Origin of the sequence: Rhizobium sp. CB3060 (assembly GCF_025200735.1) — a bacterium.
Lineage (GTDB): Bacteria > Pseudomonadota > Alphaproteobacteria > Rhizobiales > Rhizobiaceae > Rhizobium.
The window spans coordinates 2,965,436-2,991,557 of sequence record NZ_CP104158.1 but is presented as its reverse complement, the minus strand read 5'-3'; the positions used below and the strand labels follow the sequence as shown (position 1 = coordinate 2,991,557).

The 26,122-nt window shown below is 60.4% G+C and carries 17 protein-coding genes; 11 read left to right on the top strand and 6 right to left on the bottom strand.

What is annotated here, in order from left to right; all coding sequences use genetic code 11:
- Nucleotides 1-16 precede the first annotated feature (16 nt).
- The 8 genes from N2601_RS14435 to N2601_RS14400 all read left to right on the top strand — a co-directional run bounded on the left by N2601_RS14435 (nt 17) and on the right by N2601_RS14400 (nt 15,266).
- Nucleotides 17-4,450 (top strand): hypothetical protein, encoded by a 4,434-nt coding sequence (locus N2601_RS14435; protein WP_104824455.1) that lies wholly within the window; start codon nt 17-19, stop codon nt 4,448-4,450.
- Complete coding sequence (locus N2601_RS14430) at nt 4,450-5,946, top strand: contractile injection system tape measure protein (protein ID WP_104824454.1); 1,497 nt, start codon at nt 4,450-4,452, stop codon at nt 5,944-5,946. The genes N2601_RS14435 and N2601_RS14430 overlap by 1 nt, the downstream gene beginning before the upstream one ends.
- A 14-nt stretch (nt 5,947-5,960) precedes the next feature.
- Complete coding sequence (locus tag N2601_RS14425; RefSeq protein ID WP_199773492.1) at nt 5,961-9,311, top strand: eCIS core domain-containing protein; 3,351 nt, start codon at nt 5,961-5,963, stop codon at nt 9,309-9,311.
- A 26-nt stretch (nt 9,312-9,337) separates the two neighbouring features.
- On the top strand, nt 9,338-10,663 hold the full coding sequence (locus N2601_RS14420; RefSeq protein ID WP_199773491.1) for an ATP-binding protein: 1,326 nt from the start codon (nt 9,338-9,340) through the stop codon (nt 10,661-10,663).
- A gap of 1,223 nt (nt 10,664-11,886) precedes the next feature.
- Nucleotides 11,887-12,711: a hypothetical protein gene (locus tag N2601_RS14415; RefSeq protein WP_104824452.1), complete on the top strand. Its 825-nt coding sequence runs from the start codon at nt 11,887-11,889 to the stop codon at nt 12,709-12,711.
- A gap of 399 nt (nt 12,712-13,110) precedes the next feature.
- Complete coding sequence (locus tag N2601_RS14410) at nt 13,111-13,917, top strand: cysteine rich repeat-containing protein (protein WP_245463901.1); 807 nt, start codon at nt 13,111-13,113, stop codon at nt 13,915-13,917.
- A 234-nt stretch (nt 13,918-14,151) separates the two neighbouring features.
- Nucleotides 14,152-14,940 (top strand): DUF2092 domain-containing protein, encoded by a 789-nt coding sequence (locus tag N2601_RS14405; protein ID WP_104824451.1) that lies wholly within the window; start codon nt 14,152-14,154, stop codon nt 14,938-14,940.
- On the top strand, nt 14,937-15,266 hold the full coding sequence (locus tag N2601_RS14400; protein WP_104824450.1) for a hypothetical protein: 330 nt from the start codon (nt 14,937-14,939) through the stop codon (nt 15,264-15,266). The genes N2601_RS14405 and N2601_RS14400 overlap by 4 nt, the downstream gene beginning before the upstream one ends.
- 199 nt (nt 15,267-15,465) lie before the next feature.
- On the opposite strand, the gene N2601_RS14395 is transcribed toward N2601_RS14400, so the two are convergent.
- The 5 genes from N2601_RS14395 to N2601_RS14375 form a co-directional block, all read right to left on the bottom strand.
- Nucleotides 15,466-18,624: an efflux RND transporter permease subunit gene (locus N2601_RS14395; protein WP_104824449.1), complete on the bottom strand. Its 3,159-nt coding sequence runs from the start codon at nt 18,622-18,624 to the stop codon at nt 15,466-15,468.
- A gap of 40 nt (nt 18,625-18,664) precedes the next feature.
- Nucleotides 18,665-19,927: an efflux RND transporter periplasmic adaptor subunit gene (locus tag N2601_RS14390; RefSeq protein WP_104824448.1), complete on the bottom strand. Its 1,263-nt coding sequence runs from the start codon at nt 19,925-19,927 to the stop codon at nt 18,665-18,667.
- A 170-nt stretch (nt 19,928-20,097) separates the two neighbouring features.
- The gene (locus tag N2601_RS14385; protein WP_104824447.1) at nt 20,098-20,655 is read right to left on the bottom strand and encodes a DedA family protein; all 558 of its coding nucleotides are present in this window, start codon (nt 20,653-20,655) and stop codon (nt 20,098-20,100) included.
- Between the two features lie 32 nt (nt 20,656-20,687).
- A complete protein-coding gene (locus N2601_RS14380) occupies nt 20,688-21,818 on the bottom strand; it encodes a calcium:proton antiporter (protein WP_104824446.1) in 1,131 nt (376 codons plus the stop codon).
- 121 nt (nt 21,819-21,939) lie between these two features.
- Nucleotides 21,940-22,131, bottom strand: coding sequence for a hypothetical protein (locus tag N2601_RS14375; RefSeq protein WP_104824445.1), 192 nt, complete (start codon nt 22,129-22,131; stop codon nt 21,940-21,942).
- A 643-nt stretch (nt 22,132-22,774) separates the two neighbouring features.
- Between N2601_RS14375 and N2601_RS14370 the strand changes: the two genes are divergently transcribed.
- The gene (locus N2601_RS14370; RefSeq protein ID WP_104825228.1) at nt 22,775-23,815 is read left to right on the top strand and encodes an MBL fold metallo-hydrolase; all 1,041 of its coding nucleotides are present in this window, start codon (nt 22,775-22,777) and stop codon (nt 23,813-23,815) included.
- Between the two features lie 45 nt (nt 23,816-23,860).
- Here N2601_RS14370 and N2601_RS14365 read toward each other — a convergent pair whose 3' ends face one another.
- Nucleotides 23,861-24,721, bottom strand: coding sequence for a haloalkane dehalogenase (locus N2601_RS14365; RefSeq protein WP_104824444.1), 861 nt, complete (start codon nt 24,719-24,721; stop codon nt 23,861-23,863).
- A 76-nt stretch (nt 24,722-24,797) separates the two neighbouring features.
- Here N2601_RS14365 and N2601_RS14360 point away from each other — a divergent pair, with 76 nt between their 5' ends.
- Nucleotides 24,798-25,280 (top strand): MarR family winged helix-turn-helix transcriptional regulator, encoded by a 483-nt coding sequence (locus tag N2601_RS14360; RefSeq protein ID WP_104824443.1) that lies wholly within the window; start codon nt 24,798-24,800, stop codon nt 25,278-25,280.
- A gap of 152 nt (nt 25,281-25,432) precedes the next feature.
- Nucleotides 25,433-26,119: an isochorismatase family protein gene (locus tag N2601_RS14355; RefSeq protein WP_104824442.1), complete on the top strand. Its 687-nt coding sequence runs from the start codon at nt 25,433-25,435 to the stop codon at nt 26,117-26,119.
- Nucleotides 26,120-26,122: the final 3 nt, after the last annotated feature.

Sequence of the window (26,122 nt, the reverse complement as noted above, 5' to 3'; positions counted from 1 at the left end):
TACTGTGAGGATCGCCATGGACGTCCTGATTGATCACTTTCCGGTCTTCGAAGCCAACCAGGTGCTGAGCAACCGACATCTCAACGATGTGTTCTACTACCTCGATCAGCAGACCAGGCTGACGCGGTCGCACCTAATCGGTATCGGTATCGTCTGCGGGTTGGAGATCAAACTCGACACCGGGGCCGGTCCCGCCATACTGCTGTCGAGGGGCTGCGGCGTCACCTCCGAGGGCTACCTCATCGTTGAACCCGAAGACGTCTCACTGGTGTCCTACCGCGCCTATACCACCCCGACCGACGTCAAGTATCCACCGTTTGCCGGGTATCCGCTCTGGGAGTTGTTCCCTTCCGGCGAGCCCAACACCACCCTGCTCGATAGCCCGATGAAATTTTTGGCCGACAAGGCGGTCGTGTTGTTCCTCGAGTTGAAGAAGGAAGGTCTGAGAAACTGCAGCCCGAACAGTTGCGACGACAAGGGCTCGGAAATCACCGCCACGGTCCGGCGGCTGTTGATCGAGCGCAAGAACCTCGATGCGATCATCGCTGCAGCTGAGGGCCTCGGCGAGGGCCTGACCTCAACCGACATCGACAAGGCGCTCGCCGATCGGCTGAACCTGCCCGACATCCGTCTGCGCCGCTTCGACGTGCTCAACTCGAACCCCGTAACCTCGAACGACGTCTACGAGGCCTTCTTCCGCATCTTCCGGTCAACAGGTCTCGCCGGCGCCATGGGCGACGCGCTGAGCGCTGCCTACACCGCCTTCGAGCAGCTGCTCAAGCCAGCCCATCCGACCGATCCGTTTGCCAACTTCGAAGCGACCTTCGGCTTCCTCGATGTCGCGCTCACCGATCCGGCGCAGGTCCATTTCCTGCAATACTATGTCGATCTGTTCGACGATCTCGTCCGCGCTTATGACGAGTTCCGCTGGAAGGGTGCCGAATTGATCTGCGCCTGCTGCCCACCCGAGGGATTGTTTCCGCGTCACCTGATGCTTGGGCTCGTCAATCCCGACCCCTCGAGCCAGCCCGGCCACTATCGCCAACGCTTCCTCGTTTCCCCCGCTGTTGGCGATTGCTCTGGCGAAACCGAGGAGTTGCTGCGGCTCTTCGCGCGGCTGGTCGAAATGACGGAGTGCTTCACCAGTGCCCCGATCTTGCCGAGCGTCGATGCGCAAGGCCGCCTCGATCCGCAGATCAGGATCACGCCAAGCACACTGGGCGACAGGCCGCTCGCCACCAGGGCCGTCCCCTACTACTACGCCGGGACCGGCACGCCGCCGCTCTACCGCCTGTGGAACGGCGAAAAGAGCGGCCATAACCGGGCCAACCAGAACCTCGGCTACAGGTCCGACGAGTACAGCCCGGTGGCGCCCAATTTCGTCCTCGATCCGTTGCGCTACGATCTCGAGCCCTACAATTTCCTGCGCATCGAAGGGCATCTGGGCAAGCCCTACCTGCCGGTAATGAGCACGCTGATAGCGCTCAAGTCGAACTACCGGCTGCCCATCGACATCATTGCCCTCCACACCGGCGCCTATGACGAAAGCCAGCCGGTCGACCTCGGCAGCAACGGCGCCATCTTCCAGGATCTGGAAGCGCTCTACGATGCGCTGCGCGAGGACCTGCTGTCCTCGCTCGCCGAAGCGGCGCGGCAGGTCTACGAAGTTCCCACGCCGGAGGTAGAGGAAGAGCGCCCCGCCGACTTCCCGAAGCTGCCGCTGCTAAAACGGTATGTGCCCACCTTCAAGTATACCAAGAAGACGATCGGAGCGGGGTACGAGAAAAACCTCACGTACTTTCAGTCGCGTCCCTACGCGGAGATCGATCAGAGCGGGATCACGATCGCCGCCCTGCAGCTCCTCTTCCGCGACTTGTTCGGCCCCACCGACATCTCGGCCCAGAGGCACGCTCTTGCGGCAATCATATATTACGTCAGTTCGGTCGCAGACGTGCTTCCCAACCGTCTTGAAGCGCTGCTCCATCCGACGTTTCTCAACCGGTACCAGGACCTGCTGGCACTGATTCGGTTTTACCGGTCTCTGCTGGTCCAAGCGTCCGTATCGGACCTGCAGAGCTTTGCGCCCATCGAGCAGTTCGTCGACCTTTGTGAGGCAATCCTGTTCGGCGGCAGGCTGGAGTCGATCAATTCGCTCCGTGACGAGTATCTGCGCCGCATCGCCGAACTGCGCAAGCGCCAGGTCCTCACCAATTTCCTGGCCGAGCATCCCGGAATTCAGCACAAGGCGGGAGCGCCGTTCGGCGGTACCTTCATCGTCGTTTATCATGGCGATGACAGGCGTGACACCACACCAGAGGGTATCCGGATCAGGGCGGAGGCGATTTTCGCCGAGACCACCAGGGAAGACGCCCCCGATCGCTTGACCGCGATCGACGATCGGGGCCAGCCGACCGATATCGAGGTCGTCGCGCGCCAGCGCGCGTCAGGCATCGGCACGCCGCCGAGCGATGAACTGCTTGAGGCCATTACCCGCATCGGCAGCAACCAGGCGCTGGTGGGAAACGCCGATGTCGAACTGCTGATCGGCTCGCTGACCGGCAAGATCCCGTTGGGCGGCTATCGTACGCGCCCTGGCCTCGACGACACATCGACCCAGCTGATCGCCAAGACCGTCAGCGCCCTGCCGAACGGCGTTGTCATCGCTGATTTTTACCTGCCGTACCGGGTGTCGAGCGAGGGCCTCGCGGTCAACTACGTCCTCCCCAAGGAGCCGCCCGTCTTCACCATCGGCATCGGATGTACGAGCGCCAAAGGGTTTGCCAACGTCTCGATCGAAGTCAGGGGCGGGGTTGCTCCGTATGACGTTGCCGTCGACGACCGGGAATACAGCCCGTTGATCAACCCGCTGTCGCTGCAGCCCGGCAGGCACAAGCTCAGGGTCCGCGACGCCGACGGCACCGAGGCCACCGAGCAGGAGATCACCGTCGCTGACGTGCTCGTTCTAGAGGAAATCGGCTTTGATTGCAGCGGCGACCAATTCGTCTCCACCGTTGCCATCAAGGGCGGTACCGCTCCGTTCCGGATCAACGGCGACCTCATCACCGGCACCACCTTCACCACCAAGCCGGCGCCGAGCGGTTCGACGGTCCAGATAGAGGTCGTCGACAGCCGCGGCTGCTCGGCCAGGATAGAGTTCACCCACGAGTGCGTCGTCGTCCCGCCACCGACCTTCACGGCGACAGTTGGCTGCACAGGGCAGAACGACAAGGCCCCGGTAACCATCACGGTGCAGGACGGCACGGCGCCCTACCAAATCAAGGTCGACAACGCCGCCTACCAGCCCCTGAGCAGTCCGCTCTCCCTCGCGGTGGGGCAGCACAGTCTGAAGCTGCGCGACAGCGCCGGGGTCGAAGCCGCCGCCCAGTCAGTCACGGTCGCTACCCAGATCAGCATCGGCGCTCCGAAATTCCACTGCAACGACGATGGCACCTACACCGCGACGGTCGACATCGGCGGAGGAACTCCACCCTACGACGTCAACGGCACACTCTTTGCCGGTGGCGCCTTCACCACCGATCCGACACCCAGCGGCAAGCAGGCCAACATCGACGTCCGCGACGACAGGGCCTGCACCAACAGCATGGGCGTCATCCACGAGTGCGAGCCACCCTGCGATCTCCCCTGTGGCGGCGTCTTCATTCGCCGCGGTCACCGCTTGTGGATGCCCGACCCCGGTACCGTAACGAAATACCTCAACTACGAACTCACCAAGCTCTCGTTCGTGGTCTGGACAGAGTCGGGCAACGCCATCGACCTGGGCGGCGAAATCGAACCGCTCCTTCAGGCAACGCCCGGCCAGCTAACCACTGGCAGGTTCCCGGGAACGGTCAGGAAGTGGCTCAAACAGATCAACGAGCTGATGGGCAACAATCCGGATCTGTCGCGGCCCGGCGGCCCCCAATGGTTTGAAACCTCCTATGAAGCCGCTGATCCGGGACGGCTCGGCACCCTGTGGATCGACCACTTCGAGTGCCTGCCGTTCGAGATCAAGATGAATGTCCTCATCGAGTACCGACATCCCAATGGCGACAGCACCATCAGGGAAGAGAAGCTGTTCATCTACAGCAACGATGGGGGCACCCAGATCATCGTCGACGGCGCGGAATGGATCAGGATACCGCCGTTCGGGGGGATGACATGGAACAAGTGCCCCCCGGTCTCGGGTCCCACGCCAATCTGCAACGAGCCCGATATCAGGCTGACCATCGAGACCAAGCAGAATGGTGCTGCGCTTTGGGCAGCTGTCACCGCGGACCCTGATCCCGGCCTCAGCTATCTCTGGGAGGTCCAGGACGCAGCCCCGGCACTCGGCCACTCCAACCCGTTCGACACGACGTTCCTTTCTTCCGGTCAGAAGCGCATAACCGTTACGGCGTTCACCAAGGATGGCTGCAACGTTTCCGAAACGATCTTCGTGGAGGTGGGCTGATGGCCGGTCCCTCACGCACCATGATCCGTGCCGGGCCGGCCGTGCAGCCCCATGTCATCCGGCGCCAGATCGTCGAGGTAAACCTTCCGGTCAGTGAAGCGGATGGCTTTGCGCTCCAACGCCGGGTTGCCGGCCTGTGTCGCGATTGGCTCGGTCCGGCGCTCGGGGAGACGCTCGATCGCATCGCCCCACCCGACGAATACTGGTCGATCGACAGCCTCCTCATCGACGCCGGATCGTTCTCCGCCGAGACCTTCGAGCGCGATTTCGTTGGCGCGGTGACCGAGGCGCTGAGACGCGAGATCGACGACCGCGCCGCGGGCCGTGGCGGCGCACTGCAGCGCCGCCACGGCGCCATCGGTGGCGGGTCGCACCTAACCGCCGACGACACGGACGCTGCCGGCGGGATCGAGCGTCGGACGGGTGTCCAGTTCCTCAACCGGGCGTTCCTCCACTTCCTCACGACCGGCAGGCTGCCATGGTGGTTTCGGTTGCCCAATGGACAGTCGCTCGAGGCGGCGATGACGGCGTCCTGGAACGGTATCGCACCCATGGCGGGGACCGGCCGCGCCCTGCTGGCGGCGATCACGGCGCCCGCCATGCGAGCTCGTTTGGTGCGGCAGTTCTCACCATCCTTCCTCGATGCCCTGTTACGGACGGCTGCACCCGAGGCGGTCGCCCTTGTCCGCAACCTCCTCGCCGAGATGCAGGAGGTTTCGGCTCCGTCCGACATGGTTGGACAATTCGGCGAAGAGCTGTGGCAGGTCGTCGCTCTCGAGGCGGCATCGGGCAGGGGACCGGCTGCCACTGAGGCCGTCACCGAATGGGTACACGATGCGTTGGCAGAACCCGGGCCGCGGCAGCTCCCGGCATCGGTCGTCCGCGGCCTGCGCGCCGCCGTGGGACTGCGGACGCGATCCGATGAAACGCCGGGGCGAGCCACGGCACCGCGTCCGATGCACGGCCCGAGCGAGGAGACGGGCGCATCGCTCGAACTCGAAGAGGGCATCTTTGTCGAATGCGCCGGGCTGATCCTGCTGCACCCGTTCCTGCCGCGCCTGTTCGAGGCATTGGGCATTGCGGTGGACGGCGCCCTCGTTCAGCCGGGTCGGGCGCTCTGCCTGCTGCATTTCCTCGCCGCCGGCGGACGACGGCCCCCCGAATATGCGCTGGTCCTGCCAAAGCTCCTCTGCAACTTGCCGCTCGATGAGCCGACCGATGCTCCTGTCGAACTGACCGCCGCGGAGGAAGACGAGTGTAGCGCTTTGCTTAAGGCCGTGATCTGCCATTGGGGCGCACTTGGCGACGCTTCCGTTGACGCTCTGCGCGGCACCTTTCTGGTGCGCCCCGGCAAGCTCTCGCGCCGTGGCGACAATACTCTGCTGCAGGTCGACGCGCTGGACTTTGACATCCTCCTCGGCCAGTTGCCCTGGGGCCTCAGCGTGGTTCGCCTGCCGTGGATGAGCAGGTCTCTCCTGGTGGAATGGATGAGTTGAAAGGGCGATGAACGGTGTCCCCCAGCGCGATCAAGACCAGTGCCGAGAAATCCTCGACCACCTCTGCCTCGGTAAGCCAGGCAGCGCGCCAGCCGTTCATTGCCCGCAAGGACAGCGGCGGCTTCCTTGGCCGGCACAGCTCCGCCCCCGCAGTGCAGACGAAGATAACGGTCAACACGCCGGGCGACAAGTTCGAGCAGGAAGCCGACCGGACGGCAGACCGCGTCATGCGCATGCCCGCGCCCACGGAAAAACTTCAACGCCGGCAGGACGACAAGCTCCAGCCCGCAGGAATGCCCGATGGCAAGCTTCAGAAGGCGCCGGCTGAGGAGAAAAAGCTACAGCGTGACGCGGCGGCCGGCGCCAGCAGCAGCGGCGGCGCGACCCCTGTCGTGGCCGGCTACGTGCAATCTGCCATCCAGAACAAGACCACCGGCGGCGAGCCGCTTTCGTCCGACGTGCGCGGCCACATGGAGCCCCGGTTCGGCGCCGACTTCTCCAATGTGCGCATCCATCGCGATGCTGAATCGGCGAGCCTCAGCAATCAGCTCAGTGCCCGCGCCTTCACCTACCAGAACCACATCTTCTTTTCGCGCGACCAGTACCAGCCGGGGGCGAGCGACGGGCAGCATCTCCTTGCCCACGAACTCACCCACACAATCCAGCAGGGGCACGCGGTTCAGCGCAGCCCCCAGGTCAGCACGGCCGCAACAACCCCTGCCGTGCAGCGCCTTGGCGTCCAGGACGCCTTGGACAAGTTCGCCGAGTGGGCCTACGCCATTCCCGGCTTCCGGTTGTTGACGCTGGTCATCGGCTTCAACCCGGTCAATATGCGCTCGGCGGACCGCAATGCCGCGAACCTTTTGCGAGCGCTCATCGAGCTGATGCCGGGCGGCGCCTTCATCACCCAGGCGCTCGACAATCATGGTGTCATCAACAAGGCCGCGTCCTGGATCGAACAGCAGCTCGCCACGCTGGGCAATATCGGTGCCGGCATAATCGCGGCCCTGCGTGGCTTCATGGATTCCCTCAGTTGGACCGACATCTTTGATCTCGGCGGCGTGTGGGAACGCGCCAAACGCATCTTCACCGAGCCGATCGGCCGGCTGATCAGCTTTGCCACCTCAACGGCGACCGAACTGCTGAAGCTCGTCAAGGACGCGATCCTCAAACCCCTTGCCGCGCTGGCCCTGGGCACTCGTGGTTATGACCTGCTATGCGCCGTCCTCGGCGAGGATCCGGTCACTGCCGAGCCGGTGGCACGCACGGCCGAAAACCTGCTCGGCGGCTTCATGAAGCTGATCGGCCAGGAGGAAATCTGGGAGAACATCAAGAAGGGTAACGCCATCGCGCGCGCCTGGGCCTGGTTCCAGGGCGCGCTATCGGGCCTGATGGGCATGGTTCGCGCCGTTCCCGGCAGGATCGTCGCGATCCTCACGTCCCTGACCTTTGTCGACATCATCACCGTCGCGGGTGCCTTCGGCAAAGTCGCCAAGGCTTTCCTCACCATAGCCGTCGAGTTCGTCACCTGGGGCCTGACGACGATCTGGAACCTGCTCGAGATCATCTTCGACGTCGTCAGTCCCGGTCTCATGGGTTACATCAGGAGGACCGGCGCCGCACTCAAGGGCATCCTCAAAAATCCCATGCCCTTCCTCGGCAACCTGGTGCGCGCCGGAAAACTCGGCTTCACCAACTTCGCCGACCGCATCGGCACCCACCTTAAGGCCGGCCTCATCGACTGGCTCACCGGCTCGCTCGAAGGCGTCTATATTCCCAAGGCATTGAGCCTGCCCGAACTCGGCAGGTTTGCCCTCAGCGTTCTCGGCATCACCTGGGCGCAGATCCGCGGCAAGATCGTCAAGGCGCTCGGCCCCAACGGCGAAAAGATCATGCAGGGGCTGGAACTCGCCTTTGACGTGGTCAAGGCGCTGGTCGTCGGTGGCGTCGGGGCGGCATGGGAACTGATCAAGGGCAAGCTCACCGACCTCAAGGACCAGGTGACCAGTGGCATCATCTCCTTCGTTACCGACTCGATCGTCAAAAAGGCCATCCCGAAGATCCTGGCGATGTTCATTCCGGGCGCCGGCTTCATCTCGGCGATCATCTCGATCTACGACACCGTCATGGTCTTCGTACAGAAGATCTCCAAGATCATCCAGGTGGTGACCGCCTTTATCGACTCGATCGTCACCATCGCGGCCGGCAACATCACAGCCGCCGCCAACCGCGTCGAAAGCGTGCTCGCTGGCCTTTTGTCCCTCGCCATCAGCTTCCTCGCCGGCTTCCTCGGCCTCGGCAAGGTCACCGACAAGATCATGGGGGTGGTGCAGAAGGTCCGCACCACCGTCGACAAGGCGCTCGACGCCGTGATCGGCTGGATCGTCGGCAAGGCGAAGGCGCTGTTTGCGAGGCTGTTCTCAAGCAAGGACAAGCCGGACGAACGGACGGAGGAGCAGAAGAAGAAGGACAAGCTGGCCGCCATTGCGGATGCGGAGAAACTCGTGAATCCCGAAGATTTCGACGAGACAGTCGTGCGCAACCAGCTCGGCCCGATCAAGAGCCGCTACAAATTGCTGACGCTCAACTTGGTTGTCGACTCAAAACAGGAACAGAGCGAGACCATCCACTTTACTGCGTCGGCCAGCCAAGAAGAAACCGGTAGCCCCAAGCAGGTGAAGCTGGAACCTCTCGGCCCGGTCACACCCGTTCCGGTCAACTCCTGGATTCAGGTTGGAGCCGCATTCGAACAGGTCACGGCGAGCGCAAGTGTTCTGGCTCGGCGCGGCGGAGTCGAGGTTCCGGTCCAATTCACCACGGTCACGACGGACGGTAACGTCAAGAAACAGTCGTACCGCAACGAGGGGGCCGCGGGTTGGCAGCGCACCAACTTCGTCCACGGTTCGAAGCATGCCGTTCCGGCCGGCGGTGGCAAGTTCGAGCTACGGCCGGGCGAGCGCGGCAGTGCATTTATTCGTCCGAACTTCTACAGGGACTCCCAGTCGATGCGCGATTCCATCGTGAAGCAAAAACTGCCGGCGCTGCGCAATCCGAACAACAGCAACGAATTCCTGAGCGAGGGAGACCCTGCACGGGAGGCGGGCAAGGGGTTCGTGAAAAAAGACCCGGCATCCGGCCGCGCGCTCGTCCCTGTCCGCGAGGCCTCGGCAGATCATTTTCCTCCCATTGCAGACCATTGGACGAACGGCTCGGGAAATCAGACCGGTCAAGCGCCCCGCGAAGCGTGGAACAGCAGCGCAGGGACATACCAGGTCATGTCCTACGCTTTGAACCTGAGCCTTGGAAGCCGCGGCGAAACCTACACCAAGGACATCGGTGTCAACTTCCGGGGTACTGGCGAATAGTTCACCCATGCATGAGGAGATGCTACTTGGATAGCAATGCTTCCAATCTGCAATCGGCACTTGGCTGGCTCGCAGAAGTTGTCGCCGGAGCACTAGACGTGCACTTTGGCGCGGCTCCAATTTTTGACGCGAATGCGTTGGACTATCACGATGACGGCTCCTGGCTGGCTTGGTTCATTCGTCGCCACCAACCCATGCCCGAAGAGTTCTGCCTCCTCATTCTCGCGCTGGTCCCTCACCTTGCTCCTGCGCTACTTAGTAAACTCATCGCCGCGCACTTGCCCGATGGCGGTGAGTTTCCGGAGTTCGGCGGAGTAAAGGGCACCAGCCATCGCGGCATTCTTCCGACCGGCGAGACAGCGCTCTTTGTCCTGGCGGGAGAGAACCTTGAAAGGCGCCTCGCCGTCCAGCGCATGCTATCTAGCGACCACTGGTTTGCCCGTAAGCGCATCCTCTGGCTCGAGCCGGTGCGCGAAGGCGAACCCGTGATGAGCGGCAGGCTCATTGTCGATCCCGAAATCGTCGAAGAGATTACCATCGGCCAGGTCACGCGGCCCTCCTTCGGTGCCGATTTCCCGGCCGAATATATCGAGACGAAGATGGATTGGGAGGATCTCGTCCTCCATCAGGGCACGCTGTCGCAGATCCGCGAGATTGAGAGCTGGATCAAGCACAATGATACGCTGCTCAACGACTGGGGCATGGGTAAGAAGCTCAAGCCCGGCTATCGGGCGCTGTTCTACGGGCCGCCGGGCACTGGCAAGACGATGACGGCGATGCTGCTTGGAAAGCACTCCGGCAAGGACGTGTTCCGCATCGATCTGTCGCGTGTCGTGTCGAAATACATCGGCGAGACCGAGAAGAACCTCTCCCGCCTGTTCGACAAGGCGGAGAACAAGAACTGGATCCTGTTCTTCGACGAGGCCGACGCGCTGTTCGGTAAGCGCACCGATATCCGCGACGCACACGACAAGTATGCGAACCAGGAAGTGGCGTTCCTGTTGCAGCGGATCGAGGCCTACAACGGAGTGGTCATCCTCGCTTCCAACCAGCGCGCCAATATCGACGATGCCTTCGTGCGCCGGCTGCAGACCATCATTCAGTTCCCGATGCCGCGCCCCGAAGAGCGTTACGAGATCTGGCTGAAGACCTTTCCCTCGCAGATCGCCATCGCCGACGACATCGATTGGCACTACATCGCTGCGCGCCACGAACTCTCCGGCGCTGGCATCCTCAACGTCACCCAGTTCTGCGCCATCGACCTGCTCGCCAAACAGTTGCTGCGGATGGACCTGAAAGGGCTCGAGGCCGCGATCCAGCGCGAGTTTGTTAAGGAAGGTAGGATCCTCTAGGACGTGGGGACATTTATCTGAGCCGTAAGACAGTTGCAGCGATAGTGTTGTCAGGGCGATGTCATGTTGTTCGACGACGTGCGAAGGCTACATGCATGAAATCAGGAAAGCGTTCCCTGCGCCGCGCGCCTTCGCGCGGTGCCGAACCATGTGGCATCGCGGTCTCCGCGCGCACTACGGGAATCGTAATTTCTCCCGATCTAAATTTTCGCAGAAATTTCTCCAGCCGGCCTTTACTCGAGTGCCAGAGCGGGTTTTCAGATAGGAACACTCGCGAATTGTAGGCACTCTTTTGCTGACAAAAGCATGAATGTGTCCCGGCAATCTATTACCTACTGCTTGCATTGATCGCGAGGTTGATCACGTGACACCTGTCCGAAAATGGGGCGCAAAACGGATTTGTGCTCGACAGCTTCATACAGTCTCTGCGCAATGAGGCTCCCGCAACCACGCTGCGGCACGTCGACAAGGTCACATAGCGTACAATCGGCGGGCGGGACGCGAGGGATTTGAACTGGGCATACGAGCCTAAGCCGCTGGCCTTGGGATAGGCCTTTCGACCAATCGCAGGAATCGTTGGTTGCGTGCCCCCGCAACCAACTTCCCACATAACATTCCTAGCGCTGCCGCTAAAACTCAAGCTGCACTACGCGATCGTGGCGCCGCCGCCGCCGGCTGACCAAGCTGAGCGGTTTTGCCGTCCCGGCAGGAGCTTTATAGACACCACGGCTTGCGAGCGTGGCCAAACAATAGGGGCAAGCTTGTTGGCAAGTGCAGGATCGCAACCATGCACGGCCCTCGGGAGCAAGCGCCCAGCGATGTTCCTTTTGCGCGGCTTCGACCAGCTTCTCGCTTGATGTCTCGACGGGAACCAGACAACCTCATCCGTCACAATCCCAAGACAGAGGTGCTTTCAGGTCGAGAGCGCCGCCGTTCGTCGATGGCCGAGGGCTTGTCATTGTTCAGGAAAGTTGTGAGCCGGATGGAAGGGCTAGCATCCGTGCCCGGCGCCATGGCATCCGGCCGAAGCCGTCGTTCACCTGGTGCACATCGCCAGATCTGGAAACAAGATTTCTCACAAATGTCATTGCGCGGAAACATTCGGACATCCCCGACTGTCGGCAATCGTCTAGATATCGAGGCTCTTTTCAGAGCGGGCACCGCTCACACCGCTTTAGTCAATTCTGACTGACAAAAACATTCGTTACGGAGCCTGATTGCCGATGTTTTTCCCAAATCCGTGGCGGCAAGAACAGCTAAGGCATGTTGTTGTGACAACTTTTCACGAGAAGGGTTACCGCGACTATGGGAAAAGATGCATCGAGACCTTTCTCAAGCACTGGCCGGAGGACATCGGGCTTTTGGTCTACGCAGAGGACGTCGATGTTGAGGAGAAAGATCGCAGGCTTCAGATCTTGGACCACGGTGAAGCTCTCCCGCGCCTGCTCGAATTTCGCCAGGCCTTCGCCGACAATCCGCTAGCCAACGGAATTTGTTTATCCAGGTCCAGTTTGCAACGTGATTACCGGTGGGATGCCGTACGCTTTTCCAACAAGGTTTTCGCTGTCACCGATGCGATCCGGCGATACCGGACGACGGCCGACCAGTTGATATGGCTCGATGCGGATACGGTTACCCATAGGGATGTTCCGCGCAGCCTGGTCGACAGAATTGCACCGAGAGGGGACCAACTCGCCGCTTACTTAAATCGTCGAATGTATCCCGAATGCGGCTGGGTGGGTTACAACCTGCATCATCGGGAAATATTGACCTTCGCGGACCGCTTCGAACGCATCTATACATCAGGGTATTTTCTGGCGATGAAGGAAAGCCACGATAGCTTTATCTTTTGGAAGATCGCTCAACAAATGGAGCAGGACAGGGAAGCAAGATTTAAGCTGCTGGGTTCGAACCGCGCAAAATCTCATGTTTTCATCAACAGTGTCCTTGGTGGCTACATGGATCATCTGAAGGGCGACAGGAAAGCGGCAGGCAAAAGTCGCAAGAGCGATTTGACATGGCGAAGGCGGGAAGACTGGTGGAGGTAATCAACCGTTCCCAAGAACACTGAAGATGCTTCGTCTACTGAACTGCCCGAAAATACTTGCGAATGACTATCAACTGCTCGGTTGCTGGGGCAGGGCGGCCTTTGTTTAGGGTTGCGGCGTTTCTAGACTATCCATCAACCCGTTGATGCCGGCGCAAGCGGGAAGAACTGTCATAGCTTTCGAAGCTTTCCTTGAACAAGGGACGAAGCTACCGCCAAAGGATTATGGGTTGCTAGACTACCTCTTCGCGAACATCTCTGGTATGGTAACTTAGGAGTAGTCGCGATGCCTCCGCATATCGGCCGCACGTAGCTTCCGTTTCATCTCTTTTTCGATCTTGTTACTTCGGCCACAGGTTTCTGCGACAAACGCGAAAGTTTTTCTTTTGTGGGGGAAACAATGGGCAAATCTGCGTCTTTTCTCGCGGCCGTCCCGCGTGGATGGCAATATCGCCTGTCGGCATATGTCGCGTCTTGCGCTTTCGTGTTCTGCGTTGCTGCCGGCGCGGTTCATGCGCAACAGCCGACCGATGCGCAACGCAATGCCATCAAATCGGCCTGCCGCTCCGATTTCATAGCGCAATGTTCAGGCGTGACGCCGGGCGGCATCGAAGCGCTGACCTGCCTGCAACAGCATAGCGCGACGCTCTCTCCCGCCTGCCGGAGTGCCGTATCGGCGGTGGACACGACCAAAAAGAAGTCTAGTGCCGTTGCGCCCGCCGAGACGCCGGCAACGGCGCCGGCACAATCCGGCGCAGCGACGACCGGAACGCAAACGTCCCAGCCGACGCAGGCACAGCGCAATGCGGTCAAATCGGCCTGTCGTTCCGATTTCATGGCCCAATGTTCGGGTGTGACGCCGGGTGGCTCCCAGGCGCTAGCCTGTCTGCGCCAGCACAGTGCGACTCTTTCCCCATCCTGCCAGCAGGCGGTTGCGGCTTTGGGAGGAGGCGCTTCGGCGCCTGCCGGTGGCGCCCAGGCGCCGGCAGCAGGCGGCGGCGCGGCGGCGATGCCCGGTGCGGGCATGCCAATGCCATCTTTCACGCCGCGCGAAGAATTGATCGTCCTGCGTCGGACGTGCGGCCCGGATTTCCGCGCCTTTTGCCGTTCCGTGCCGCTCGGCGGAGGCAGAGGCATTGCATGCCTGCGGAACAACATGCAACGGCTGTCTCCCACGTGCCAGAAGGTATTGATCAGCGGGTTATAGGATGCTGCCTCTCTCTTAGAGCGTCCCGCTTGAGGTGAATTCATCTTCAGGCGGAGAGGATGTTTGGGATCAAAAGAGCGGATTCTGTGGCGGGCGGGCAGCGGAACAGCCGCGGTCCATGGTCTTCAGAGGTCGAAGACCGACATTTCATGGAACTTGAGCGATACGGGCCTGCCGCAACCGGCAGCCTGCACATTCGGTGGATCAACGATGGCCCGAACGAAAGGTGTTGCCATGTCATCGATTTCGTACGTTCAGACATTCAAACGACTGCTGATTTTCGGTTCTGTCGGCGTCTGCTGCGTCTTCCCCACGGCGGCGTTGGCGGATGATGCGAAGGATATTCTGAAAGCCATGTCTGATTATCTGGCGGCGCAGAAGACGATGTCGTTTCACTATCAATCCGCGCTCGAGGCAGTGACACCGGATTTCGAGAAGCTGCAATTCGTCAGTTCCGGCACGGCCAGCCTCACGCGTCCCGACAAGCTCAGGATCACAAGGACAGGCGGGTTTGCCGATGTGGATGTGAGCTTCGATGGCTCGACCCTGACCGTCCATGGCAAGAACCTCGACGCCTATGCCAAGATCGACGCCAAGGGGTCTGTGGACGAGCTGCTTGAGCGGCTGGTGGGTGCCGGTGTCGAGGCGCCGGGTGCAGACCTGCTGTCGACGAATGTCTACGATCTGATGATGTCGGATGTGACTGTCGCCAAACATATTTCCAGCGCTTTCGTCGACGGCGTCGAATGTGAATATCTCACCTTCCGCACGCCTGAAATCGACTGGCAGATCTGGATACAGGCCGGAGCGCAACCGATACCGCGGCGCTACGTCATCACCAGCAAGCATGTCGGTCAGGCACCGCAATACACGTTGGAGATCAGCGACTTCAAGAGCGGCGCCGATGTGGCCAAGGTTTCCTACAATATCGATATTCCGACCAGCGCGAAGAAGGTCGATCTTAGCGAACTCCAGTCGCTCGATGAGCTTCCCGCGCCTACCGATGCGGGAGAAGGCAAATGAGATATCCGAGATTATTGGTGGCCGCAGGTTTGGCCGGCGCTTTCCTTTTCGCCGATGTCAATGTCGAGCCGGGCGGGGTGATACCGCTGTCGATAGATTTCGCCACGCCGGCCGGTGCCATCATCGGCCGGCCCCTGACCCCGCTTTCCTATGCGGGCGTCGCCCGCAGAACGACGCGCCGCGTGGTCGTGGGAACGACGGCTGGTATCGCCGTTCTACCGGCGGGCTGCGTCTATGGGGCCTATTATGGCGGCTATTACTATCGCTGCGGATCCGGCTACTATGCCAAGAGCGGCAACGTCTATGTCAGGGTCGTCGTGCAATAGGGGCAAAATCCCGCGCGCCAACTGGTCGTCCGTGGCAAGGAAGTGAGTTTAGATCGGATGGCGCCCTCGAATATGGCTTGGGCGCCATACTTGCTCTTAAAGCATGTCGCGCAAAGTGTGCGGCGGTTTTGCGATAACGACATGCGCACAATCAAAGACCTAAAGCGCAAGGAGCGAATCCCAGAGATCGCGATGCGCTTTAGTCCGCGGCTTGCGAAACCGGCTGCGCGACCGTTCGGCGTTTTCTATATTCCTCGATGCGTTGCAACACGACGTAGAACGAGGGAACGAAGAGTACGGCGAGGCAAGTCGAGGCGATCATCCCGCTGAAGACGGATATGCCGATCGACTTGCGGGCGGATGCGCCGGCTCCCGTCGCCAGCACGAGCGGCACGACACCGAGGATAAAGGCGAAGGATGTCATCAGGATCGGCCTGAAGCGCAGGCGCGCCGCCTCGACCGCGGCGTCGAGAATTTCCATGCCTTGTTCCCGTTTCTCCCGCGCGTATTCGACAATGAGAATAGCGTTTTTCGAGGCAAGCGCGATCAGCAGGATAAGCCCGATCTGGGTGTAGAGATTATTGGCGACGCCCACAGCGCTTAGCGCTCCCACCGTTCCAAGCAGGGCGAGCGGCACCGCCAGCAATACGGCCAAGGGCAGGATCCAGCTTTCATATTGGCCGGCGAGCACGAAATAGACGAGAAGCATGGCAAGGGCGAAGATGAAATAGATCTGACCGCCGACAATCTTTTCCTGATAGGACAGAGCCGTCCATTCGAAGCCCGTTCCGGGTGACAGCGTGCGGTCGGCTATCTGTTCCATGACATCGAGTGCCTGCCCGGAACTGAAGCCTCTGGAAGCTCCGCCGACGATCGTGGCGGTCGGATAGAGGTTATAGAGGCTGATGAGGGATGGGCCTTGCTCGCTGGTGATATCGACCACCGTGCCGAGCGGCACCATGGTGCCGTCGCCGGCCTTGACCTTCAGGTTGCGGATGTCGTCGGGGCGAATCCGAAAATCGGGCGATGCCTGCACGTAGACCTGGAAGGTTCGCCCGAATTTGTTGAACTGCGTCACGTAGCTTGATCCCACGTAGCCCGAAAGCGCCGAGAAGACCTGTCCGACGGTCACGCCGAGCGTCTCCGCCTTGATGCGGTCGACGGAAACGGAGAGCTGGGGAACGTCGGCGCGGAAGGATGTGCTCAGCCGCTGCAGCGCCGACTGCGCATTGCCGTTCTTGACGATGGTGTCGGCCAGACCCTGCAGCAGCGGATAATCGAAATTCCCGTTCCTGATCTCGACCTGCATGGTAAAGCCATTGGCATTGCCGATGCCCTGGATCGGTGGAGGCACGATCACCAGCGTCTTTGCCGCCAATATATCCCGCAGGGCGCCGTTCAAATGTTCGTAGATCGACAGCAGGTCCTGTCCCTTTTCCTTGCCGCGGATACCCCAATCCTTGAGCACGACATAAGCGACGCCGGCATTCGGCAGGCTGGCGTTATTGTCGAGGACGGAGATGCCGCTGATGGTCAGCACCTGGTCGACGCCGGGCGTCTGTTGCGCAATCTTGCCGACCTGTTCCATGACCGCATCGGTCCGCTCCTTGGAGGCGCCATCTGGAAGCTGGGCGTTGACCAGCACATAGCCCTGATCCTCTACCGGCAGGAAGGCGGTCGGCAGGCGTGTCAGCCCCCACACGGCGACGCCGATCAATGCCAAGGCAACTAGGACCGCGATGCCACTATGATGAACCATGCCGCCGATAAGCCTGGCATAGGCATGCTCCGCCCTGTCGTAGACCTTATTGAAGCCGCGATAGAAGAAGTTGCGTCTCTCAGGCGGTACCGGCGGGCGCAGCCAGAGTGCACATTGCGTCGGCTTGAGCGTCATGGCGTTGATGGCGCTGATCAATGCGGTCGCCGCAATGACGAGTGCGAATTGCTTGTAGAGCTGTCCCGTCAGACCGGGGAGGAAGGCTGCCGGGATGAACACCGCCATCAGGACGAGCGTGATGCCGATGACGGGACCGAACAGCTCGTCCATCGCCTTTTCGGCGGCCAGTCTGCCCGGCATTCCTGCCTCGACGTGACGGGTGACACCCTCTACGATGACGATGGCGTCGTCGACGACGATGCCGATGGCAAGAACGATGGCAAACAGCGTCGAGAGATTGACGGTGAAACCGAGCGCCGCCATCGCTGCGAAGGCGCCGATGATCGTCACCGGAACGGTCGTCGCCGGCACGAGCATTGCGCGCCAATCCTGCAGAAAGACGAGAATCACGATGAGCACCAGGACGCCGGCCTCCACCAGCGTCACGTAGACCTCGTCGATCGACGCCGTCACGAATTTGGTCGTGTCGAACGGAACCTGGTACGCAAGGCCCGGCGGGAAGCTCTTCGAGAGTTGCGCCATCTTCGCGGCGACGTCCGTCGCGACGGTAATGGCGTTGGCTTCCGGCAATTGGAAAATGCCGATGCCGGTTGCAGGCCGCCCGTTCTGCATGAAGGACTGGCTGTAAGTCTGGGCGCCGAGCTCGACGCGGCCGATGTCGCGAATGCGCGTGATGCGTCCGCCATTCTGCTGATCGACCTTGACGATGATGTTCTCAAAGTCGACGGCGTCGTTCAGCCGCCCGCTGACGTTGAGCGTATACTGGAAATTCTGGCCGGGCGGCACGGGCGGCATGCCCACCTGACCGGCCGTTACTTCCTGGCTCTGCTGTTGTACGACATTGATGATGTCCTGCGGCGTCAGACCGCGCGCCTGCAGCAGGTCCGGATCCATCCAGATGCGCATGGCATACTGGCCGGCGCCAAATACCGAGACATTGCCGACACCGGGCAGGCGGGCCAATTCGTTCTGCAGGTTGATGACGGCGTAATTGGACAGGAAAAGGCTGTCATACCGGCTGTCCGGCGAGGTGAGGGTGACAAATTCGAGGATAGACGTCGATTTCTTCTGTGTCGTGACGCCCTGCTCCTGAACGGCCTGCGGCAGCGACGGCATGGCGATGGCGACACGGTTCTGCACGAGGACCTGCGCCTGATCAGGATTGGTGCCGATCGCGAAGGTCACCGTCAGGGAATAGGTGCCGTCGCTGGCGCTCGTCGACTGCATGTAGAGCATGTTCTGCACGCCGTTGACCTGCTGTTCGATCGGCAATGCAACTGTGTCGATGAGGGTTTTCGCGCTCGCGCCGGGATAACGCGTCGTCACCTGTACCGTCGGCGGGACAACATTCGGATATTGCGCGACCGGCAATTGGAAGAGCGCGACCGCGCCGATGAGGACGAAGACAAGCGCCAGAACATTCGCGAGCACCGGCCGCTCGATGAAGAAGCGCGAGATCATGCTGTCCTCCTCGGATCTTGGCGTGGGAACGAAAGCAAGTTCATGGCGTGTCGGATTTGGCCGTATCAGACTTGGCCGCATCAGACTTAGGTGCATCGGGTTTGGTTGAATCGATTGCGGGCGCAACATTGTTCGACGCGCTAGCCGTCGCGGCGGCGTCCAGCGCGACTTTCTCCGGCGCGACCTTGCTGCCGGGGATGGCCTGTTGAATGCCTTCCGTCACTACCCAATCGTTGGCGTCGAGCCCGGATTCGATGACGCGCAGAGCCCCTTCGCGCTGGCCGGTTTTCACCAGCTTCTGCTCAACGGCGTCATCTTTTCCGATGACCAGCACGTAGCTGCCCTGCTGGTTGGTGCCGATGGCATCGTCGCGCACCAGCAGCGCCTTGTCCTCATGCCCGACAGGCACGCGCACACGTACGAAAAGACCCGGCAGAAGCGCGTGCTCCTTGTTGTCGACGATGCCTCGCACGGACAGTGTTCCGGTTGATGCATCGACCTGCGGCGAGGCGTAGTCGAGATGACCCTTGAAGGGATAGTCGGTCGCATCCTGCAGGCCGATTTCAAAGGGAATGGTCGGAAGATCGGTTTGCCGGAACGTGTGTCCTTGCTTTGCCATCTCCTGCTTGATCATCAGCACCTGCGGCTCGCTGACATTGAAATTGACGTAGAGCGGATCCGTCTGGACGATAGTCGCCAGCTTGGTCGGGCCGGATACGCCGACGAGAGCGCCGACATCGACGAGATGGGCGGTTACGGTGCCGTCAAAGGGCGCCAACACCTTCGTATATCCGAGATTGATCTTCGCAAGCTCGAGACTGGCCTGGGCATTTAGGATGGTCGCGTTCGCCTGATCAAGCGTCGCCTTGGCGCTGTCGACGGCCGTCTGGGTCGTAACCTTCTGCTTGCTCAGATTGAGCTGCCGCTGATATTCCTGATCGGCGCCGACCTGCGATGCCTGAGCGGAGGCGAGTGTCGCCTGCGCCTGATCGACCTGGGCTTCGTACGTGTTGCTTTGGATGCCGAAGAGCTGTGTATCCTTCTTGACCGGCATACCATCCCGATAGTCGATCGACTCGATGAGGCCCTGTACGCGGGCCTCTATGTCGACGGAATTGATCGCCGCGGTGTTGCCCGTGAGCTCGAAATATCGGGTGACGGTGTGCTGCAAAGGTAACGCTATGCGCACCTTGGGCGGTGGCGGGGCAACATAGGTGTTGTTGCTTCCGTCGCATGCTTGAAGAGAAATCGTGCACAGGAGCACGATGTAAAATTGTAGACCTTGAGAAAATCCCCCACGCATTCCTGACACCCCCCAATAAGCTGCGAGTTCCAGTCTTCATGCGCGCCTCGTCGGCAACCATGCGGCGTCGATGGATTAAGGCATGTGACACTATGAAGCGCCATTGCTAAAAATTGCAATAGTCCCGTGCCTGCAATTCATATGCGCCGCCCCGGCGAAGGCTGACGTGACTACGCAGGCCGGCTTTTTCGGAATGTCATCATGACAAGAAGCAGGACAATAATAATCCCGGCTGCAATCAGGACGTGGTGATGGAGCGGCAGATGACCGAACGTCTGCTCGATACCCTGTCCGAACAAATAGCCTATCCCGGTGAAGAGCGATCCCCAGACCAGGGCTGCGGCAGCGTTGATCAAGACGAACTTTATCGCTGAAACGCCGGACATCCCGATGGCGACCGGACTGATTGCCCGAAAGCCATAGATAAAGCGGAAAGCGAAGATGAAGCCGGTGGGATGGCGCTCCAGAAGCTGCGTGACGCGTGCGAACGCCGGTTTCTCGATGATTTTCTGGACGCGCGGATAGTGCCGGGCATAGCGGCCGATGAAAAAGAGCGTCTGATCGGCGATGAAGGAACCGGCGCAGGCAGCGGCCGCCGCATTCCAATAGGTCATGAGGTGACGATGCGAAAACACGCCGCCGAGGATCACCATGGTTTCGCCCTCGATGGCAGCGCCCAGAAAGACCGCCAGAAGGCCATATCTCGCGATCAGAAGCTCGATGGTCATGTCGGGGGCTCCGGACCGGGACGATGTGAACCTTACCGCTGAAAGATGAGCAGTACGTAACACAGGAAAAGGACAAGGTGAACGGCACCCTGCATCACATGGGTCCGGCCGCTGGCGAAGGTAATGATACTGACGGCGAGCGTCAGGATGAGCATCACGAGATCGCCGCCTTCAAGTCCCAGCGTGACAGGATGTGCAAAGAGATAGCTGACGACGAGCATGGCGGGCACGGTTATCCCGATTGTTGAGAGAACCGAACCCAAGAAGATATTGATCGAACGCTGCAAGTGGTTGGCGGCGGCCGCGCGCACAGCGCTGATGGCTTCCGGCGTGGCAACCAGCACCGCCATGACGACGCCGCCGAAAGCGACAGGCGCACGCAATGTTTCAATCACGTAGTCGATCGGCTTGGCGAGTTCTTCGACCAGGAACACCACCGGCCCCATATAGGCGAACAGGAAAACGGTGTGAAACCATATCGCCCTTCGGCCAGGGCGAGGGTCTGGTTTAACGTGCGGCTCGCTCTCGTCGGCAAAAAAATGGTGATGGCGGCCCGCCTGAAGCATCAGGAAGACGCTGTAGAGGCCGACGGAAATGATTCCGAGCACCATCTGTCTCGGCATGGAAGGGTGCGGGCCGGCGGCACCGTACAGGAAGCTCGGCATGACGAGACTGAGCGTCGCCAATGGCACGATAAGGCCGAGATAGGCGTTGGCGCCCTGCAGGTTATGGGACTGCTCCGGTCGGCGCCAGCCGCCGAATAGCAACGATAGTCCCACCATGCCGTTGAGGATGATCATGATCACCGCAAAAAGCGTATCACGGGCGAGGGTAGGGTTGTTCTCGCCGTGGATCATGACGGCGGAAATGGCCATCACTTCGATCGAGGTGATGGCGAGCGTCAGGATCAATGTGCCGTACGGCTCCCCAAGCCGTTCCGCGAGATGGTCAGCATGCCGGACAACGGAAAGGGCGGAACCCAGCACGGCAGCAAAAAGTGCAAAGAAACTGAATGCGAGCCAAACAGGATTGGACAATTGCTGAAACAGCTCGCCTTCGAAGCTAATGATAAACAGGCTGGTCAGGATGCTGATCGCCAGAAACCATTCCTCGCGGAAAAGGCGGGTCAGTTCGTGAGGACGAAATGCCAGACTGTCCGTCATTGGAATGATGGCCTTGCAGAAAACTGTAGCTGCGAAGCGATAACCAATGTCATCATATCCCCCAACCCGCGCTGTCGGACGCCCGAAAACCGCCTGAACCGTATCGCCCGAGTTCGAAATTCTACACGGGTTTGCCGCTTTCGGCGAGATCGGCCAGTGCGCGTTCGAGCCGGACGATGGAAAAGTGGCCGGCGTTGTGATCGAACATAGGCTTGGCCGCCGCAGTTGTCTTCTCCGCAAAAAGGGCAAGGAGCACTGTGATGTCCCGATTGTATGGCTTGGATTGCCACAGATCTGCTTTTTCCTGCAGCACCGTACCGCATTGGTCAGAACTGACCTCGTGCGCTTCGGATAGTCCTGATTTATTGCCTGCGCTCCCTTCTCATATCTGAGGGAGCTTTCCCCGCTTTGCCCCGCCTCATCCGATGGGCGGGGCTTTTTTCTGGGCGGTTCACAATGCGTTTCATCCATATGTTGGATAATACTGTGTGCCGTCAGATGGGGGTTAAGTTTTAGGTGTAGTTTATTTAGCTGTTGACGATATTTAATTATCGTTTAACTTCAATTCGTTGAATATTTGACGCCCGCCTGTCACCGCTTAGCAGGTGGGCGCTTTTTTTGTTGCAGAGGCGCATGGAACTATTATGATGTTGCCATCATAATTCTTTAGCACCTCGCCATCCCCCCAAAGTGGCGGGGTTTTCTTTTGCCGATCGCTACGATTCGATCGTGCCGGTCGCTTCAACGACGAGCGTCCCGGCCATATTACTCAAAGTTTTCCTCGGCTTCTCTTAAGTCAAGCGCGTTCTTGCGAGAGAAAATCCAAGAATCGGCGCAGCGCATTCAAGGGGAAGAGCTCCCTCATGGTTTGCCGTTGCCTAAATTATTGAAATGTAGAATAACTATACCAAGGAAAAGATTTGATCCGGGGCAAGACTTGCGCAAGGGAGCCGCAGATGATCTTTCGCCAGCTCTTCGACAGCGTGTCCGGTACCTACACCTATCTCATCGCCAGCCGGCGGGGCGGCGAGGCGCTCATCATCGATCCCGTGCTCGAGAAGGTTGACCGCTATCTTCAGCTCGTCGAGGAGCTCGACCTTAAGCTGGTCAAGGCCGTGGATACGCATTTGCATGCCGACCATATCACCGGATTGGGTGCGCTGCGCGACCGCACCCATTGCATTACCGTGATGGGCGAGCAGACCCTTGCCGACGTCGTTTCCATGCGGGTGACGGAAGGCGACCGTGTCGCGATCGAGGGTTTGAGCCTCGACGTACTTTATACGCCGGGCCACACGGACGATTCCTATTCCTTCCTCATGGGCGGCCGTGTGTTTACCGGCGATACGCTTCTCATTCGCGGCACCGGACGCACCGATTTCCAGAACGGCAATCCGCTTCAGCAGTACGATTCGATCTTCAACAAGCTTCTGAAATTGCCGGACGAAACGCTGGTCTATCCCGCCCACGACTATAAGGGCGATACTGTTTCCACCATCGGCGAGGAGAAGCTGTTCAATCCGCGCCTCAAGGTCCGGTCGGCGGACGAGTATGCCGACCTCATGAACAATCTGAAACTTCCCAACCCGAAGATGATGGATGTGGCTGTGCCGGCCAATGTTCATGTCGGCTTTCATCAGGATGAGATCGCGCGCAAGGGCTGGGCCGTTTCGGCGGCGGAAGCATTGGCGCTGCGCGGTCGTCCCGACATCGCGATCGTCGACCTGCGCGAGAAGGGCGAGCGTGAAAAGCATGGAACGATCCCGGGCTCGCTGCATGCACCCTATCCGGATTTGCTGGAAAACATCAGCGCGGGAGGCATGCTGCATGAGTTGGCAGAGGCCACCGGCAAGCGGATCGTATTCTATTGCGCCTTCGGCGAGCGGTCGGCGATGGCCGTACAAGCGGCCCAGGACGCGGGCCTGGCGACCGCCTGTCATATAGAGGGCGGCATCGCGGCCTGGAAAAAGGCGAACGGGCCGGTGGCCACGCCGTAAATCAGCGATGGCGCCACCATCTTACACTCGGCTCCGTCCGGCTTTCTAACGAAGATTCCGCCGATCCGCCCACCGGGAGATTGCGGCTGCAATTGCCTCGGGTTGATCCTCCGGCGCGACATGGCGGGCCGGGCCGCATTTTTCGATATCCAGATTGGCGATGTTCGCCCGGCACCAGTCCGTCATCCTCTCGCCGATCAACAGGGTCTCCGCCGGACCGTCGAAAGTCAGAAGCAGCTTTGGGACATCCGCGCTCACCGCCAGCCAGGCGTCGTAGGCTTCGATCCGGGCGACGACATCGACCGGCTCACCTGCAATCGGCATCGCGCGGGGCCATTCGAGCAGGGGGCGGCGGCTTTCGCGAGTGGGGTAGGGTGCGCGATAGACGGCATGATCCTCGTCGCTCAATCCGTTGAGGATGGTGGCCCGCAGCGCCTGCTCGATGAAGAAATTCTCGTCGAGAACCTTGGCCTCACCGGTGCCTGTCGAGCGCAACGCCTCATAACGCGGGCGTGCGTTCGGTAGATCATCCCAGTTCATCGGTCGGACGATGGTTTCCATGAAGGCGATGCCGCGCACCCGTTCGGGATTGCGGGCCGCCCAGTCGAAGGCCAACGCGCCGCCCCAGTCGTGGCCGACCAGCACGACACCTGTGAGTTCCAGCGCATCGAACCAGGCGTCGAGATAGCGGGCGTGATCGGCGAAGCGGTAGGGTATAGCGGGTTTGCCCGAGCGGCCCATGCCGATGAGATCGGGCGCGAGACGGCGCGCGGGCTCACCGATGTTAGGAGAGATATGCCGCCAGAGATGCGACGAGGTGGGATTGCCGTGGAGAAAGACGAAAGAGGTTCCGCTCCCTGCATCCTCATAGAATATCGTCGAATTCAACACATCGATGGAGGGCATAGGGTATCCTCTTTCTGGAAGAAATGGTAAGGTACCTGTCTATCTAACATAATGGTCAGGTACCTGTCTATATCCTATGGAAAAATGCGTTCCCTCCCATCCGCCACTCGGCCTCTTGCTTCGCCTTGTGCACCAGCACTGGACGCAGGCGGTCGAAGCTGCGCTGGACGAAGCCGGATTCAGCGATATCCGCCCACCACATGCCAACGTCTTCACCTTTGCCCGGCCGGAGGGCATCCAGGTCAGTGAACTCACCAAGCTCGCCCACGTGCGTAAGCAGACGATGACGCAAGCGGTCGAAGAGCTCGAACGGCTGGGTTATGTCGAGCGCCGCCCGGATCCCAACGACCGGCGTGGGCGGCTGGTCTTCCTCACCGAACGCGGCAAGGGCGTGCGGCCGATCGCCATGGCCACGGGCCGTCTGGTCGACGAACGCTGGGCGGAGATCGCCGGGTCGGAAGAGATCGAACAAATCAAGCATGCCTTGCAAAGACTGCTCGGCAAGCTGCAGAGCGGCGACGACACCGCCATCGGGCCGGAGGAACAGGCCGACTCCTAAATCGGTCGTCTCAACCGCGTTCCCAAAGTCTCTAATCTTCTGTTCGGTAACGCCGGGATCACAAAGAGTTTCGTTATCAATCTCCGAGGTTTGACCTATCTAGGTTGCAGCGTCCGGCCAATGGAACCCATGGGGTTCAGGAGAGCGATTTCATGAGACATATCCGCAGCATGGTGCAAAAGGCAGCCTTCGCTTTCGGTGTCGGCTTCGCTGCTTTGAGCGCGGCGATCGGTCCCGTCGGCGCGATGCCGGCGTCCGCCCAGACCATTATCGACGACTGGCAGAAGGTAAAGCCGCCGGAAGCGCCGGAATTGAAGCCGGTGACGGTGGATCCGAAGACGACGGCGCTGTTGATCCTCGATTTCAATGGCGCGCAGGACCCGACCAAGGGGCCGTGCAACAAGAACACCAAACCGCGTTGCCTCGCCTCCGTGCCGAAGGTGAAGGCGATGCTCGACGAGGCCCGCGCCAAGCGTGTGTTCGTCGTCTATAGCTTGGCCGGCGTGGGCGAACCTCAGGATATCGCCACGGATCTTGCGCCGCTGGCAAGCGACCCGATCGTCAAGTCCGGCCCCGACAAGTTCATCGGCACCAATCTCCGCAACATCCTCGCCGACAAGGGCATCAAGACCGTGATCGTCACCGGCACGGCTTCCGAAGGCGCGGTTCTCGATACGGCAACCGATGCGGCGCTGAACGGCATGAACATCATCCTTCCCGTCGACGGCATGTCGTCCACCACGCTCTACGGCGAGCAATATGTCGCCTGGCACATGGTCAATGCGCCCGGCGTTTCGCAGAAGACGACGCTCACCAAGATCGACATGATCAAGTTCTGAGAC